Origin of the sequence: Pseudomonas linyingensis (genome assembly GCF_900109175.1) — a bacterium.
Taxonomy (GTDB): Bacteria; Pseudomonadota; Gammaproteobacteria; order Pseudomonadales; family Pseudomonadaceae; genus Geopseudomonas; species Geopseudomonas linyingensis.
Genome location: NZ_FNZE01000016.1, coordinates 90,946 through 106,420 on the forward strand (window position 1 = coordinate 90,946; position 15,475 = coordinate 106,420).

Sequence of the window (15,475 nt, forward strand, 5' to 3'; positions counted from 1 at the left end):
CCGCCGGATCAGAACGGCAGCGGCAGATAGTGATCCACCAGCAGCACGATGAACAGGGCGAACAGGTAGGTAATAGAGTACTTGAACGTCTTGATCGCGGCCTGCGGTCGGCTGTCACGGTACAACGCCCAGGCCCAGTCGAGAAAGCGCGCGCCGAGCAGCACGGCGCCGGCCAGGTACAGCGGGCCGCTCATGTGGATGACGAAGGGCAGCAGGCTGACGGCGAACAGGATCAGGGTGTAGAGCAGGATGTGCAGCTTGGTGTAGCGCTCGCCGTGGGTCACCGGCAGCATGGGGATCTCCGCCTTGGCGTAGTCGTCCTTGCGGTGGATGGCCAGCGCCCAGAAGTGCGGCGGGGTCCAGGCGAAGATGATCAGCACCAGCAGCAGCCCCTCGGCATCCAGCTGGCCGGTCACCGCGGTCCAGCCGAGCAGCGGCGGCGCCGCGCCGGCCAGGCCGCCGATGACGATGTTCTGCGGCGTGGCGCGCTTGAGAAAGCCGGTGTACAGGGCAGCGTAACCGAGCAGCGAGGCCAGGGTCAGCCAGGCGGTCAGCGCGTTGGTGAAGGTCAGCAGCAGCGCCTGACCGGCCAGCGCCAGGACCAGGGCGAAGGCCAGCGCCGCGCCCGGCGAGACGCGCCCGGCCACCAGCGGGCGCAGGCGGGTGCGCGCCATGATCGCGTCGATGCGGCGGTCCACCACGTGGTTGACCGCCGCCGCCGCGCCGGCGCACAGGCCGATGCCGAGGTTGCCGAACAGCAGCACCGTCCACGGCACGCCGCGGTCGGTGGCGAGGAACATGCCGACCAGCGCAGTGATAAGCATCAGCACCACCACCTTGGGTTTGGTCAGTTCCAGATAATCGCGCCAGCCGGCGTGGGCCTGGCGTTGCTGCACCAGAGTGGTCATGGCGTTCCCTCCCCTCGTTGTTGTTCTTCTGTCGCCGCCCGCTACGACCGCGAATACAGCCGCACCTCGTCGCCACCGCGGCCGATCAGGCGCAGCCCGGCATCCTGCTTGGCCAGCAGCGGCGCGCGCAGCCGGTAGTTGACCAGCACCAGCACCAGCAGCAGCGCGGCGCCGCCGAGGTTGTGCGCCACCGCCACCGCCAGCGGCAGGTGCCACAGCACGTTGCTGATGCCCAGACTCACCTGCACGCCCAGCGCCAGCAGCAGCAGCGCGGCCAGCCGGCCGAGGCCGCCGCGGTGTAGCTGCCAGGCGAGACCCAGCAACAGCGCGCTGACCAGCAATGCGCCGAGGCGATGACTCATGTGGATGGCGGTGCGCGCGTCGCTGTCGAGCTGGCCGCCGAGGTAGTTGGGGCCGATGTGCTGGGTCAGATGGAAGCCGTTGGCGAAGTCCATCGCCGGCCACCACTGGCCGTGGCAGGTGGGCAGATCGACGCAGGCCACCGCCGCATAGTTGCTGCTGACCCAGCCGCCGAGGGCGATCTGCCCGATCAGGGCGAGCAGCGCCAGCGCCGCCAGCACACGCAGGTGGCGCAACACGCCAGCCAGCGGCGGCAGCGCACCGGACAGGCGCAGGGTGAGCAGGAACAGCAGACCGAGGGTGGCGAAGCCGCCGAGCAGATGGGCGGTGACCACCTGCGGCCACAGCTTGAGGGTCACCGTCCACATGCCGAACGCCGCCTGCAGCAGCACCAGCGCCAGCAGGGCCAGCGGCAGCTTCAGCGGTTGTCCGGGAATCTCGCGACGGCGTAGCGCCTGCACGGCGAGCAGGAGGATCAGCAGGCCGAGGCTGCCGGCGAAATAGCGATGGACCATCTCGTTCCAGCCCTTCTCCGCCTCCACCGGGGCATCGGGGAAATGCCGCTCGGCATGGGCCAGCTGCGCCTCGCTCCGCGGCACGCCGAGAAAGCCGTAGCAGCCCGGCCAGTCCGGGCAGCCAAGGCCTGCGTGGGTCAGGCGGGTATAGGCACCGAGCATGACCACCAGCAACGCCAGCACGGTGGCGCACAGGGCGAGCCGGTAACCCGGTCTTCTTGTGGTTGTCGCCATGGCAGATCCTCCCCCCGGATTCCTGCACAGCCGGTAAAGCAGTCTCGGGTGAAGGCTCCCGCCTTTTCCGCACATTCACCCGTCGTGGCGGCGAGGTGAGTGGTTCGTTGTTTTTCCATCGCCTGTGTTGAATCTAGCAGGCGCCCGGCAAACCGCCCGTCCGCTCAGCCAATCTGCGACAGCTTGAGCAGATAGCGCAGGTCCTCGAGGATCTGCTTGCCGTTGCTGCCGGCGCCGTAGCGCAGGACCAGATTGCCGTGGGGGTCGACGATCCACAGCTGCGCGCCCGCCTTGGGCTCGGGATAGCGCTCGACGTCCAGCGCCAGACGCTGCAGCTGAGGATAGCCCGCGCGCAGCTCGGCGTCGTAGTCGGCCGGCAGTGCCGCCCCGTGGGCTAGGGCATGCCCGGCACGGCCCACCTCGCGATTGAGGCCGATGTGGATCTGCCGCGCGAGGTAGACCAGCGCCCGGCAATCGGCGCCGCAGTCGTCGGCGCTGGTCACCAGCAGCTGCCAGCGGCGCGGCTCGTCGCCGGCCTCGATACCCCAGCTGCCCGCCACGCCGAGGTCGCTCGGGGTCTGCCCGGTGGCGATCAGCTCGCCGTGATAGCTGCGCGTCTGCGGCACCCAGAACTGCCAGCGGTACATGGCGCTGGCCAGCAGCATGGGGCCTATCACCACGGCCAGCAGGCCGAGCAGCTGCCAGCGTCCGCGACCCTGCCGCCGCGGCAGCGGTTCAAACGTCAGTGTGGAACCCATAGCGCCTCTCCCTTGACTGCTTCACGCCCAACCACAGATACAAGCCCAGCAGGGTCGCCGCCAGGGCGAACCACTGCACCGCATAGCCCAGATGCTTTTCCGGTCCCACAGTTACTACCGCCCACTCGCCGACGTAGCTGGCCGGACCGGGCGCCAGGCGCAGCTCGGCGGCCAGTCCGTCGCGGCCCAGTTCGCGCCACAGCGCCGGCGCATCCACGGCATTGACCAGCCGCGGCCAGCCCTCGCCCGGGGCGCCGTCGCCGAGCAGGAAGGCCTCTCCCGCCGGCCGGTGGACCGTGGCCATCAGCTGCAGCTCGCCTTGCGGGGTATCGAACGCCGGCGGAATAGCCCGCTGCGGCCAGGGCAGCCAGCCACGGTTGACCAGCACCCAGCGTCCGCTGGGGCGGTCGAGAAACGGTTGCAGCAGCTCGATACCGACGCGCCCGCCGCGCTGGCGGTTGTCCAGCAGCAGGCTGTATTGGTCATCGAACTCGCCGATCAGGCGCACGCGGCGAAAGGACTGCTCGCCCGCGGCCTCCAGCTCGACCAGCTCCAGCGCCGGCTCCTGGCTGCGCGCGGCCTGCTCGGCGAGCAGCACGCGCTTGTCCTCGGCGCGTTGCAGCTGCCAGAAGCCGAGGCCCAGCAGCAGCGGCAGCAGGACCAGCACCAGCAAGGTCGGCAGCAGCCCCGGGCGAAAGCGCGACACTCGCGGGCGGACGGCAGGCACCGACATGCTCACGCCTTCACAGCACGTAGACGAAGACGAACAGGCCGACCCACACCACGTCGACGAAGTGCCAGTACCAGCTGGCCGCCTCGAAGCCGAAGTGCTGCTCCGGCGCGAAATGCCCACGCAGGATGCGGATCAGCATCACCAGCAGCATCAGCGCGCCGATGGTGACGTGGGCGCCGTGGAAGCCGGTGAGCATGAAGAAGGTGGCACCGTAGACGCCTGAACTCAGGGTCAGATCCAGTTCGGTGTAGGCATGCACGTACTCTTCGGCCTGCAGCACCAGGAAGGCCGCGCCGAGCAGCACGGTCAGCGCCAGCCAGGCCTTGAGCGCGCCGCGCTTGTCGTGGCGCAGGGCATGGTGGGCGAAGGTCAGGGTGAAACTGGAGCTGACCAGCAGCACGGTGTTGATCAGCGGCAGGTGCCAGGGGTCGATGATCCCCTGCGGCGCCGGGTAGGCCTGCGGGTCGGGGTTGGCGAGCAGCGGCCAGCTGAACTGGAAGTCCGGCCACAGCATGGCGCTGACGCCCTTGTCGCCGACACCGTCCAGCCAGGGGCCGACGAACACCCGCAGATAGAACAGCGCGCCAAAGAAGGCGGCGAAGAACATCACCTCGGAGAAGATGAACCAGCGCATGCCCCAGCGGAACGAGCGGTCCATCTGCCCGCTGTACAGGCCGCTGCGGCTCTCGTGGATGACGTTGCCGAACCAGCCGAACAGCATGTAGGCCAGCAGCAGGGCGCCGACGAAGAAGATCAGCGGGCCGACCGAGTCGGCGCGCGCGGCCTTGAGGTCGTTGAACCAGGTGCCGAGGCCGAACACCGTGACCAGCAGGCCGATGCTGGCGATGATCGGCCACTTGCTCTGTTCCGGGACGTAGTACTGCTCATGAACCTGGTTCTGCTCGTGGCTCGCCATGCTTGTTCTCCTCGACCGTGCCGGCGGCGCGGCCTGCTCGCTGCGTTGGGTGCGTCCTGCGCACCGTGGTCCTGTCCGGATGGCTCCCCGTCAGTTGGCGGCGTGCTGCGCCAGCGGCGGCTGCCGTTCGCTGATGTCGAACAACGTGTAGCCCAGGGTGAGGTGGCGCACATCGGCCGGCAGGTCGCGGTCGACGATGAAGCGCACCGGCATCTCGATGCGCTCGCCCGGTTGCAGCACCTGCTGGGTGAAGCAGAAGCACTCGGTCTTGTGGAAAAACGCTGCCGCCTTCGACGGCGCCACGCTGGGGATGGCCTGGGCGGTCATCGGCCGGTCCGTCGGGTTGTGGACGACGAACAGCATCTGGTTGCTGGCCCCGGGGTGCACGCTCAGCTCGTCCTGCTGCGGCGCGAAGCTCCAGACCATGCCGGCGGCGTTGGTGGCGAGGAACTGCACGCGCACGGTGCGCGCCTCGTCCACCTGCTGGCTGCCGCTGTACGCGCCGGCGGTCTTGCCGTTGATGCCGAAGGCCTGGCACATCACGTCGTAGATCGGCACCAGGGCGAAACCGAAGCCGAACATGACCGTCACCGCCAGCAGCAGGCGGAGAACCAGACGGCGGGTGTCGACGCTGTCGCTCATTGCCCTCTCCTCACGCCGGCCGCACTCAGTGCAGCCGGCTGCGCTCGTCGACTTCCGGCGGGGTCTGGAAGGTGTGGTAGGGCGCCGGCGAAGGCACCGTCCATTCCAGGCCATGGGCGCCGTCCCACGGCTTGGCCGCCGCCACCGGTCCACCACGCACGCACTTGATGACGATGAACAGGAACAGCAGCTGGGTGGCGCCGAACAGGAAGGCGCCGATGCTGGACACCATGTTGAAGTTGGCGAACATCAGGTTGTAGTCGGGGATGCGCCGCGGCATGCCGGCCAGGCCGACGAAGTGCATGGGGAAGAAGGCCAGGTTCATGCCGACGAAGCTCAGCCAGAAGTGCAGCTTGGCCAGCGTCTCGTCGTACATGTGCCCGGTCCACTTCGGCAGCCAGTAGTAGGCCGAGGCGAAGATGCCGAAGATCGCTCCCGGCACCAGCACGTAGTGGAAGTGCGCCACCACGAAGTAGGTGTCGTGGTACTGGAAGTCGGCAGGGGCGATGGCCAGCATCAGTCCGGAGAAGCCGCCGATGGTGAACAGGATGACGAAGGCCACGGCGAACAGCATCGGCGCCTCGAAGGAGAGCGAGCCGCGCCACATGGTGCTGGCCCAGTTGAACACCTTCACCCCGGTTGGCACGGCAATCAGCATGGTGGCGTACATGAAGAACAGTTCGCCGGTCAGCGGGATGCCGACGGTGAACATGTGGTGGGCCCAGACGATGAACGACAGGAAGGCGATGGCGCCGGTGGCGTAGACCATCGAGGTGTAGCCGAACAGCGGCTTGCGGCTGAAGGTGGGAATGATCGCGCTGACCGCGCCGAAGGCGGGCAGGATCATGATGTACACCTCTGGGTGGCCGAAGAACCAGAACACGTGCTGGAACAGCACCGGGTCGCCGCCGCCGGCGGCGCTGAAGAAGCTGGTGCCGAAGTGGATGTCCATCAGCATCATGGTCACCACCCCGGCCAGCACCGGCATCACCGCGATCAACAGGAAGGCGGTGATCAGCCAGGTCCATACGAACAGCGGCATCTGCATCAGGGTCAGCCCCGGCGCACGCAGGTTGAGCACGGTGGCGATGACGTTGATCGCGCCCATGATCGAGCTGATGCCCATCAGGTGCACGGCGAAGATGAAGAAGGTGACGCTCTCCGGCGCGTAGGTGGTGGATAGCGGCGCGTAGAAGGTCCAGCCGAAATTGGGTCCGCCACCCTCCATGAACAAGGTGCTGGCGAGCAGGCCGAAGGCCGCCGGCAGCAGCCAGAAGCTGAAGTTGTTCATCCGCGGCAGGGCCATGTCCGGCGCACCGATCATTAGCGGGATCATCCAGTTGGCCAGACCGACGAAGGCCGGCATCACCGCGCCGAACACCATGACCAGACCGTGCATGGTGGTCATCTGGTTGAAGAACTCCGGTTGGACGATCTGCAGGCCGGGCTGGAACAGCTCGGCGCGGATGACCATGGCCATGCTGCCGCCGAACAGGAACATGGCGAAGCTGAACACCAGGTACATCGTGCCGATGTCCTTGTGGTTGGTGGTCAGCACCCAGCGCATCAGGCCGCGGGCCGGGCCGTGGGCATGCCCGTGAGAGTCGATCACTGCGCTCATGTCCGTCACTCCTGTGCCTGCTTGAACGCCGCAATGTCCTGCGGCGTGACCAGGTCACCGACCTTGTTGCCCCAGGCGTTACGCTCGAAGGTGATGATCGCGGCCAGATCGACCTCGGACAGCTGTTTGCCGAAGGCGGCCATGGCGGTGCCGGGCTTGCCGTTGAGCACGATGGCCAGATGGCCTTCCTTCGGCCCGGTGGCGATGGCCGAGCCCTTGAGCGCCGGGAATACCGGCGGCATGCCTTCGCCGGTGGGCTGGTGACAGGCCGCGCAGTTGGTCTGGTAGGCCTGCTCGCCGCGCGCCATCAACTCGTCGAATGTCCACTCCTTGCCGGTCAGCTCCTTCTCCGCCAGCGCCACGGCCTTGCGCTCGGCCAGCCAGGCGGCATAGTCCTCGGCGGACTTGGCCTCGACCACCACCGGCATGAAGCCGTGGTCCTTGCCGCACAGCTCGGTGCACTGGCCGCGGTAGATGCCGGGCTGTTCGATGCGCGTCCAGGCCTCGTTGACGAAGCCGGGGATGGCGTCCTTCTTCACCGCCAGCGCCGGCACCCACCAGGAGTGGATCACGTCGGCGGCGGTGACCAGAAAGCGCACCTTGGCGCCGACCGGCACCACCAGCGGGTTGTCCACTTCCAGCAGGTAGTGCTCGTCCTTGGGTGCCTGGTTGTCGATCTGCGTGCGCGGGGTAGCGAGGTTGCTGAAGAACTCGACGTCCTGGCCCAGGTACTTGTAGTGCCACTTCCACTGGTAGCCGGTGATCTGGATGTCCAGGTCGGATTCGCTGTTGTCGTAGATATCGATCAAGGTGCGAGTGGCCGGCACCGCCATCAGCACGAGGATGACGAAGGGCACGATGGTCCAGAGGATCTCCACCCAGGTGTGCTCGTGGAACTGCGCCGGCTGCTGACCCTGGCTGCGCCGGTGCATGAGCATCGACCAGAACATCGCACCGAACACCACCACGCCGATGACCACGCAGATCCAGAAGATGGTCATGTGCAGGTCGAATACCGAGCGGCTGACCTCGGTAGCGCCCGGACTCATGTTCACGGCCCAGTTCGCCTGAGCTGGCAGGGTTGCCAGCCAAAGCGTGGCCCCCAGCCACAAACGCGGATGTCGCGACATTCCGGGTCCCCTTCCGTTCTTCTTATTCGTGCCGGCTTGTTGCCTGCAGCCAAGGGAAGGGACCACCAGACTACCCGCGGTCCAAATCGCCCCCTGCCCTGCTGGAACTCCCGCCGGTTCCATTCAGTGCCACCAGACGATCTGAGTATAGACAGGGTCCGGGGACTGGCAATTGCACCCGGCAAACCTTGCCGGGTGGCCAGCGGCTTGCGGGGATAAAGTCGTTAGCTTGTTACAGGTCAACTGGCGCAACAGGCGATATGCAACTATGTTGCGTGCAGTTCTCAACAACTACCGGAGCACCCCCTGCCATGAACATTGCCGCCCTGCGCGAACGCATCGATTCAGCCCTGCAACACGAAACCGAGCACGGGACTCTGGCCGCCGAACTCGCCGGCCGCATCGATGGCCTGCACCGGGCGATACGTCTGCCCTGCGCCGATGCGCCCGGCACCCTGCTGCGCTTCGTGCGCGCCTATGTCGACGAAGTGCCGGAGCTGGTGGAAGCGGCCGCGAGCGTGGCAACCGAGGCCGGCATCGATGCGCAGATCAAGCCGGTGCTGCGCCTGGCCGAGGAGTTCTTCCTCAATCCGCCGCAGATGATGGAAGGCCATGAAGGCCTGGAGGCGCTGCTGGACGAGGCCTACCTGGCCCATCGCCTGGTGGAGGAGGTCAACGACCGCTATATCGCCCATTTCGGCCAGCCGCTGATTCCGCTGGATACCACGGTGGCCAATCTGGTGGCTCACCAGCTGATCGGCGAGCCGTTCGCCAACCAGCTCGACGCGGCGGTGCACCATGCCAGCGAAACCCTGCTGGATCCGCAGATCTTCAGCAGCGAATCGGCGAACGTCTACCGCGCGCAGTTGACCAGCCCACAGCTGAGCGCCGCCTGGCACAACTGGCCGTGCCTGTCGCGCCAGCTGGGTGTCGAACTGCAGCTGAACCAATGACGAGGATGCCCCAATGCCGTGGGGCATCCTCCACCAGCCGGCCTCAGCCGTTGAAGCGCGAGCGCGGGGTAGCCATCGGCACCACCTCGCCATCGAGCGGCAGGAAGCGCCCGCTTTCCGCGTCATAGGCGATGATGGCGCTGGTCTCGATGTCGTAGACCCAGCCATGGATGAACAGCTTGCCGCTGGCCACCCGTGCCGCCACCGACGGGTGGGTCAGCAGGTGGTTGAGCTGGGCCACCACGTTCTCCTCGGTGAGCAGCTCCAGATGCTCCTGGCCGCAGTCGCAGCGGGCGAAATTCTGTTCCACCACCGTGCGCGCCACCTCGGCATGGCGCAGCCAGCCCTTTACCGTGGGCATGCTCTCCAGAGACTCGGGGTGGAGCACCGCCGTCATCGCCCCGCAGTCGGAGTGACCGCAGATGATGATGTGGCGCACTCCGAGGGCCACCACCGCGTATTCGATGGCGGTGGACACGCCGCCGTTCATCTGCCCGTAGGGCGGCACCACGTTGCCGACGTTGCGGGTGACGAACAGGTCGCCCGGCGAGCTCTGGGTGATCAGCTCGGGGACGATGCGCGAATCGGCGCAGGTGATGAACATCGCGCGCGGGTTCTGCGCGGTGGCCAGCTTCTTGAACAGCTCTTCCTGCGCGGGGAACACCTCGCGGCGAAAGCGCTTGAAACCTTGAACGATGCTGTCGAGGGCCTCGTCGGCACTTTCTCTCATTTCTTTCTCCTGCAACGGCTCTTTCACGATCAGATATCCGAACCTTCGTACGTCCACCCGGCTTGTGGCATGTGGACGCTTCACGAGTGTTGTAGACGACAGCGGCAGTCGCGGCGAAGTCACACTCTTTTGCTCGGACTTTGTAAGCGGATCGGGCAGAGCATGCCCACCCCTCACTCGCTGCGCAAGGCATCGACCGGATGCAGGCGCGCCGCCTGGCGGGCCGGAGCAAGACCGGCGAGGATGCCGATCAGCGCGGAAAGCAGCAACGCCAGCAGCAGAAACAGCGGCTGCGGGCGTAACGGCAGGTCCGCCAGCGCCAGATGCAGCGCACCCAGCAGCAGCGCCACCAGCAGCAGACCGAGCAGGCCGCCGGCCAGTGACAGCAAGGTCGCCTCGGCGAGGAACAGGCCGAGCACCTGGCGTGGGCTGGCGCCCAGCGCGCGCAGCAGACCGATCTCGGCGGTACGCTCGCCCACCGTGGTGGTCATGATGGTAAGGATGCCGACCGCACCGACCAGCAGGGAGATGCCGCCGAGCCCGGCCACCGCCGCGCTGAGGATGGCGAGGATGCGGTCGAGGCTGGCGAGCAGGTCATCCTGGGTGGTGAGGCTGAAGTCCTCGGCACCATGGCGCTCGATCAGCGTCTGGCGGATCTGCCGGGCCAGCGCCGCCGAGGTGGTGGCCGGACGGTACATCACGTTGATTTCCATCAGCCCCTCGCGGTTGAACAGACTCTCGGCCCAGTCCACCGGAATGTAGGCCACATCGTCGAGATCGAAGCCGAGCATCTGGCCCTTCTCCGCCATCACCCCGACCACGCGAAAGCGCGTGCCGCCGATGCGCACCAGCTCGCCGAGCGGGTTGGCGGCGCCGAACAGCTCGACGCGCAGCCTGTGGCCGAGCACCGCCTGCGGCGGCGAACGACCGTCACGCGGCGGCGGCAGGAACTGGCCAAGGGCCAGGCGAAAGCGCCAGGCCGCCGCCAGCTCGTGGCCGCTGCCGAGGATGTCGCTGCTGCGGCTGCGCGGGCCGAAGCGGATCGCGCCGCTGCCCTGGATGATCGGTACCACCGCCTCGATATGCGGCAGGCGGCGCAGGGCCTCGGCATCGGCGATGGAGAGCGGCCGGGCGCTGGCCAGCAGGCCGCCAATGCCGCCGGTCTGGGTGCGCCCGGGGTGGATGGCGACGATGCGGGTGCCGAATTGCGAGAAGGTATCCAGCACGTAGAAGCGCAGGCCCTCGCCGATGGCGGTGAGCAGCACCACCGCGGCGATGCCGATCGCCACGCCAAGCAGGGTCAGCACGCTGCGCAGGGGCCGCCCCAGCAGGGCGCCGGCGGTCAGCTGCAGGCCGTCGCGCAGGCGCATCAGCGGGCTCCCGGCGGGCGCAGCGCCGCCACCGGCTCCAGGCGCGCGGCGCGGGACGCCGGCAGCCAGGCGAACAGCAGGGCGACGCCGAACGCCAGCAGCAGTGCGCCAGCGCGTGCCCAGGCCGGCGCCGCCAGCGGCAAGTCCCAGAGCAGCCGGGCGAGCCACAGCAGCAGCTCGCCCAGCGCCAGGCCGGCCAACCCGCCGGCCAGGGCCAGCAGGCCGGCCTCGCCGACGAACAGCAGGCGCACCTGCGCCGGGGTGGCGCCGAGGGCCTTGAGCAGGCCGATTTCGCCGGTACGCTGGCTGACCGCGATCCAGGTCACGTTCATGATCAGCACCCCGGCCACCAGCAGGCTGACGGCGGCGATGCCGGCCAGGGCCAGCCCCAGCGCGCCGAGGATGTCGTCGAAGGCGGCGAGCATGGAGTCCTGGCTGATCAGGGTGACGTCCTCCTCGCCTTCGTGACGCTCCTTGATCAGGGCGAGGATCTGCCGCTTGCCCGGCTCCAGCTGTGCCGGGCCGCGCACCTCGGCGAACAGGCGGAACAGGCCCTCGCGGTTGAACAGCGCCTGGGCGCTGGCCACCGGGATCACCAGCAGTTCGGCGAAGTCCATGCCCAGCGACTCGCCGCGTTCCTCGAGAATGCCGATCACCCGGAAGCGGCGGTCGCCGGCGCGCAGCCATTCGCCCAGCGCCGGACGACTGCCGAACAGCTCGCGGCGCAGCGTGGTGCCGATCACGCAGACCGCTTCGGCCTGCTCCAGCGGCAGTTCCGGCAGCATCTGGCCCTGGCTGACGTCGAGCTGGCGCAGGGCGAAGAAGCTGCGGCTAGTGCCGAGAACGAAGGCCTCACGGCTGCGCCCTGCGCTGCTGACCTCGATCAGTCCGGCCTGCAGCGGCGCGACCCGGCGCACCGCCGGCAGGCGTGCAACCGCCTGGGCGTCCTGCAGGGTCAGGTCGCGCGGCGCCAGGCCAGTGAGCGGCGGCACCGCGCCGGTGGTTTCCTTGCGCCCGGGCAGGACGATCAGGGTATTGCGTCCGAGCAGGGAGAACTCGTCGAGGACGAAGCTACGCGCACCCTCGACCAATCCGGTAAGCAGGATCACCGCAAGCACGCCGATGCCGATCGCCAGCAGCAGCATCAGGCTGCGCGAACGGTGCCCGCGCAGGGCACCGAACCACAGGGCGACCGCATCGGCGGCGCGCATCAGGCCGCCCCGCCCTGCGCCGAGTCGGCGATGATCCGCCCATCCAGCATGCGCAGGGTGCGCGGCGCGCGGGCGCCGAGGGCGACGTCGTGGGTCACCACCAGCAGGGTCAGCCCCTCGCCATTGAGCTCCTCGAGCAGCTCCACCACCTCGGCGCCGGAGTGGCTGTCGAGATTGCCGGTGGGCTCGTCGGCCAGCAGCAGCGCCGGGCGCATGACCATCGCGCGGGCGATGGCAACCCGCTGGCGCTGCCCGCCGGACAGCTCGGCCGGGCGATGCGCGACCCGATCGCCCAGGCTCAGGCGCTCGACCAGCTCGGCACTGCGTCGGCGGCGCTCGCCCGGCTCGATGCCAGCCAGCAGCATAGGCAGCTCGATGTTCTCCAGCGCAGTCAGGCGCGGAATCAGATGGTAGGACTGGAACACGAAGCCGATGTGCCGGCTGCGCAGGGCGGCGCGGCGCACCTCGTCGAGGCCGGCGGTGGGCTCGCTATTCAGCCAGTACTCGCCGGCATCCGGCGCATCGAGCAGACCGAGCACGTTGAGCAGGGTCGACTTGCCCGAGCCGGACGGCCCCATCACCGACAGATACTCGCCGGCAGCGACCTCGAGATCCACCGCATCCAGGCCCATCACCCTCTGTTCACCGAGGTGAAAGCAGCGAGTCACCTCGCGCAGGCGAATCATGGTGGCGACTCCACCGGGGTCACCGCCACACCGTCGCCCAAGCCCTCCTGCTCGAGGCTGGGCAGGATGCGCTCACCTTCGGTAAGCCCCGCACGCACCTCGGTCCAGCGCCAGTTGGCCAGCCCGGCGTCCACCGTCTGCGCCCGCAGCACCCCGGCCTCGGCGTCGTAACGCAGCACCTGGCGGCCCTCCAGCAGGCTCTCGCTGGGCACCCGCAACACGCCCTCGCGCTGCTCGACGAGAATTTCCACGTCGGCGCTGTAGCCGGTGAGCAGGACCACCGCGGGCGGCGGCTCGACAAAGCGCACCTCGATATCGACGGTACGAGCCTGCTTCTCCAGATCGCGGACGAAGGGCGCGATGCGCGTCACCGTGCCGGCGAAGCTTTGCCCACGGAAGGCGTCCAGGCTGATGCGCACCGGCAGCTCGAGGCGCACGCGGGCGGCATCCACCTCGTCGATCGGCGCCTCGACGTACAGGCAGCTGTCGTCGATCAGGTCCACCGCCGGCGGGGTGGGAATCCCCGGCGGCGAGGGGGTGACGAACTCGCCGACCTCGCCGTTGATCTCGGCGACGATCCCGGCGAACGGCGCGCGCAGACTGGCCTGGTCGAGCAGGGCGCGCTGCAGGGTAAGCGCGGCCTCCGCCTCGCGGATCTGCACGGCTCCGGCCTCGCACAGCAGCTGCGACTGACGAGCCTGGTTCTCGGCCTGATCAAGGCGTTGCGCAGCCGCCAGCTGCCGTGCCGCAAGCTGGCTCAGGCGCTGGACCTCGCGGCGATCCAGACCCGCCTGCGTGCAGCGTTGCTCCCGGGCATTGCGCTGCACCTGCAGGCGCGCCTCAGTCTCGGCCAAGCGCGCCTTCAGGTCGTCCTGGCGCAACTGCATCAGCAATTGGCCAGCCACCACCCGGTCACCCTCGTTCACCAGCCGCGCGCTCACCGGCGCACCGAGCTTGAACGACAGTTGCGAGCGGCGACAGGCCTTGAGCGTGCCGGCACGACTATTGGCGACCAGCGCCTCCACCGTCCCGCGCTCCACCGGCCACAGCGTCACCGGCAATGGCTGCGGCCGCTGCCACCACCACAGCAGCGCTCCGAGGGCCAGAATAAGCACGGTCCCGATCAACCACTTGCGCATGCCCCGCTCCACCGTTGCCCGTCGCCTTCAGGGTAGTCGGCGAGGCTGCTGGCTGACGGACGAGTGAGCGGCAGGGGACCGGCAGCGCCTTTGAAGGGGCGGTGGCCGGACAATGCAGCCCGGCCTGATCCGAGGTTGGCGTCCAGCTACCTCGCGGGAATAATGGGCCATTCGCCTCATAAGGAACGCTCGCGTGACTCCAGCCACCGCTCCCCACATCAGCCGCACCCAATTCGACGAGCTACCCTGCTGGCGGGTACAGACCCCGCAGGCCGAGCTGCTGATTGCCGAACAGGGCGCACAGATTCTGCGCTACCAGCGCCTTGGCGAGCCGCCGCTGATCTGGCTCAGTGAACAAGCCACCGGCCAGCATGGACAATCGGTACGCGGTGGCGTGCCGGTGTGCTGGCCCTGGTTCGGCGATCTGGCGCGCAATCCCGCCCCCCTGCTCGCCCAGTACCGCGGCGACGCCGCCCCCTTCCACGGATTGGTACGCAATCTTCCCTGGGAGTGTCGCGAGAGTGTGATTGACGGAGATGAGGTGCGCCTGCTGTTCGCTTGTCCGCAACCCGAGGACGGGCTGCCCGGCTGGCCACATGCGGTCGACGTGGCGCTGGAAATCCGCCTCGGCGCACGCCTGCAACTGACTTTGCGCAGCCACAACCGCGGCCAGCGCCCGGTGTGGATCAGCCAAGCGCTGCACAGCTACTTTGCCGTCAGTGATATCCGCGACGTAAAGGTGCGCGGCCTTGAGGATTGCCGCTATATCGAGACCCTCGACGCGTGGCGCGAATGCCGGCAGAACGGCGCGCTGCGCTTTGCCGGCGAGACCGACCGCATCTACCTCGAGCTGCCCGCACAACTGGAACTCCATGACACCGGCTGGCAGCGCAAAATCTGCCTGCAGAGTCGGCAGTCCCACTCGGCAGTCCTGTGGAACCCCTGGATCGACAAGGCTCAGCGCCTGTCCCAGTTCGCCGAAGACGCCTGGCAACACATGCTGTGCATCGAGACCGCCAACGTCTGGAACGACTGCGTGCAACTCGCACCGAACGAGAGTCACGGCCTAGATCTGACTTTGTGGAGTGAAGCGATCAAGGCAGAGAAGTGAGTCGCGACCCTTCGCCTGCCGCTCTACGACGGGCATGAGTCCTGCGCCGGAGCTCATGCCCAACTGGGCAGCGGACTTTGAGGAGCGCAGGAGAGGCCGCCCGCGCAGCAGCCAGTTTCCCTGCACCGAAAAGCCGAAACCCCGACCAGCGTGTGCTGATCGGGGTTTCTGTATAGGTGCTTGACGATGACCTACTCTCACATGGAGAAGCTCCACACTACCATCGGCGATGCGTCGTTTCACTGCTGAGTTCGGGATGGGATCAGGTGGTTCCAACGCTCTATGGTCGTCAAGCAATTTGTTGGGGAATCGTTTTGAGTCGCTTCCCCTAATTGGGTATGTGATATCGGTGTATCTTCGGTAATTTCACGCGTTCTTGCAAGCTTTCGGCCTGTCACACGCAAACAACAAATTGTTTGGGTGTTATATGGTCAAGCCTCACGGGCAATTAGTACTGG

Annotated in this window: 14 protein-coding genes, 1 rRNA gene and 1 pseudogene; 2 read left to right on the forward strand and 14 right to left on the reverse strand. The window is 67.6% G+C overall.

Annotation, left to right across the window (positions count from 1 at the left end):
* Positions 1-8 precede the first annotated feature (8 nt).
* The 8 genes from cyoE to coxB form a co-directional block, all read right to left on the reverse strand.
* Positions 9-908 (reverse strand): heme o synthase, encoded by a 900-nt coding sequence (gene cyoE / locus BMZ19_RS17765; protein ID WP_090312918.1) that lies wholly within the window; start codon positions 906-908, stop codon positions 9-11.
* Between the two features lie 41 nt (positions 909-949).
* Positions 950-2,017: a COX15/CtaA family protein gene (locus BMZ19_RS17770; protein ID WP_090312919.1), complete on the reverse strand. Its 1,068-nt coding sequence runs from the start codon at positions 2,015-2,017 to the stop codon at positions 950-952.
* A gap of 164 nt (positions 2,018-2,181) precedes the next feature.
* The gene (locus BMZ19_RS17775) at positions 2,182-2,775 is read right to left on the reverse strand and encodes a hypothetical protein (RefSeq protein ID WP_090312920.1); all 594 of its coding nucleotides are present in this window, start codon (positions 2,773-2,775) and stop codon (positions 2,182-2,184) included.
* Positions 2,753-3,481: an SURF1 family protein gene (locus BMZ19_RS17780; protein ID WP_170847804.1), complete on the reverse strand. Its 729-nt coding sequence runs from the start codon at positions 3,479-3,481 to the stop codon at positions 2,753-2,755. The genes BMZ19_RS17775 and BMZ19_RS17780 overlap by 23 nt, the downstream gene beginning before the upstream one ends.
* Before the next feature lie 37 nt (positions 3,482-3,518).
* Positions 3,519-4,424, reverse strand: a complete 906-nt coding sequence (locus BMZ19_RS17785; protein WP_090312922.1) for a cytochrome c oxidase subunit 3 — start codon at positions 4,422-4,424, stop codon at positions 3,519-3,521.
* A gap of 90 nt (positions 4,425-4,514) precedes the next feature.
* Complete coding sequence (locus BMZ19_RS17790; RefSeq protein ID WP_090312923.1) at positions 4,515-5,066, reverse strand: cytochrome c oxidase assembly protein; 552 nt, start codon at positions 5,064-5,066, stop codon at positions 4,515-4,517.
* Between the two features lie 25 nt (positions 5,067-5,091).
* On the reverse strand, positions 5,092-6,687 hold the full coding sequence (ctaD, locus tag BMZ19_RS17795; RefSeq protein WP_090312924.1) for a cytochrome c oxidase subunit I: 1,596 nt from the start codon (positions 6,685-6,687) through the stop codon (positions 5,092-5,094).
* A gap of 5 nt (positions 6,688-6,692) precedes the next feature.
* Positions 6,693-7,817: a cytochrome c oxidase subunit II gene (gene coxB / locus BMZ19_RS17800; RefSeq protein WP_090312925.1), complete on the reverse strand. Its 1,125-nt coding sequence runs from the start codon at positions 7,815-7,817 to the stop codon at positions 6,693-6,695.
* 311 nt (positions 7,818-8,128) lie between these two features.
* Here coxB and BMZ19_RS17805 point away from each other — a divergent pair, with 311 nt between their 5' ends.
* Positions 8,129-8,770: a hypothetical protein gene (locus tag BMZ19_RS17805; protein WP_090312926.1), complete on the forward strand. Its 642-nt coding sequence runs from the start codon at positions 8,129-8,131 to the stop codon at positions 8,768-8,770.
* A gap of 43 nt (positions 8,771-8,813) precedes the next feature.
* Here BMZ19_RS17805 and BMZ19_RS17810 read toward each other — a convergent pair.
* From BMZ19_RS17810 to BMZ19_RS17830, 5 genes and pseudogenes are all read right to left on the reverse strand, one after another.
* Positions 8,814-9,537, reverse strand: a pseudogene (locus BMZ19_RS17810) (carbonic anhydrase).
* 136 nt (positions 9,538-9,673) lie between these two features.
* A complete protein-coding gene (locus BMZ19_RS17815) occupies positions 9,674-10,870 on the reverse strand; it encodes an ABC transporter permease (RefSeq protein WP_090312928.1) in 1,197 nt (398 codons plus the stop codon).
* Entirely contained in the window at positions 10,870-12,081 is a 1,212-nt protein-coding gene (locus tag BMZ19_RS17820; RefSeq protein WP_090312929.1) for an ABC transporter permease, read from the reverse strand. The genes BMZ19_RS17815 and BMZ19_RS17820 overlap by 1 nt, the downstream gene beginning before the upstream one ends.
* The gene (locus tag BMZ19_RS17825) at positions 12,081-12,767 is read right to left on the reverse strand and encodes an ABC transporter ATP-binding protein (RefSeq protein ID WP_090312930.1); all 687 of its coding nucleotides are present in this window, start codon (positions 12,765-12,767) and stop codon (positions 12,081-12,083) included. The genes BMZ19_RS17820 and BMZ19_RS17825 overlap by 1 nt, the downstream gene beginning before the upstream one ends.
* A complete protein-coding gene (locus BMZ19_RS17830; protein WP_090312931.1) occupies positions 12,764-13,906 on the reverse strand; it encodes an efflux RND transporter periplasmic adaptor subunit in 1,143 nt (380 codons plus the stop codon). Before BMZ19_RS17830 ends, BMZ19_RS17825 begins: the two co-directional genes overlap by 4 nt.
* A gap of 193 nt (positions 13,907-14,099) precedes the next feature.
* Here BMZ19_RS17830 and BMZ19_RS17835 point away from each other — a divergent pair, with 193 nt between their 5' ends.
* The gene (locus BMZ19_RS17835) at positions 14,100-15,017 is read left to right on the forward strand and encodes a D-hexose-6-phosphate mutarotase (protein WP_090312932.1); all 918 of its coding nucleotides are present in this window, start codon (positions 14,100-14,102) and stop codon (positions 15,015-15,017) included.
* A gap of 178 nt (positions 15,018-15,195) precedes the next feature.
* On the opposite strand, the gene rrf is transcribed toward BMZ19_RS17835, so the two are convergent.
* Positions 15,196-15,311 (reverse strand): 5S ribosomal RNA (gene rrf, locus BMZ19_RS17840).
* Positions 15,312-15,475: the final 164 nt, after the last annotated feature.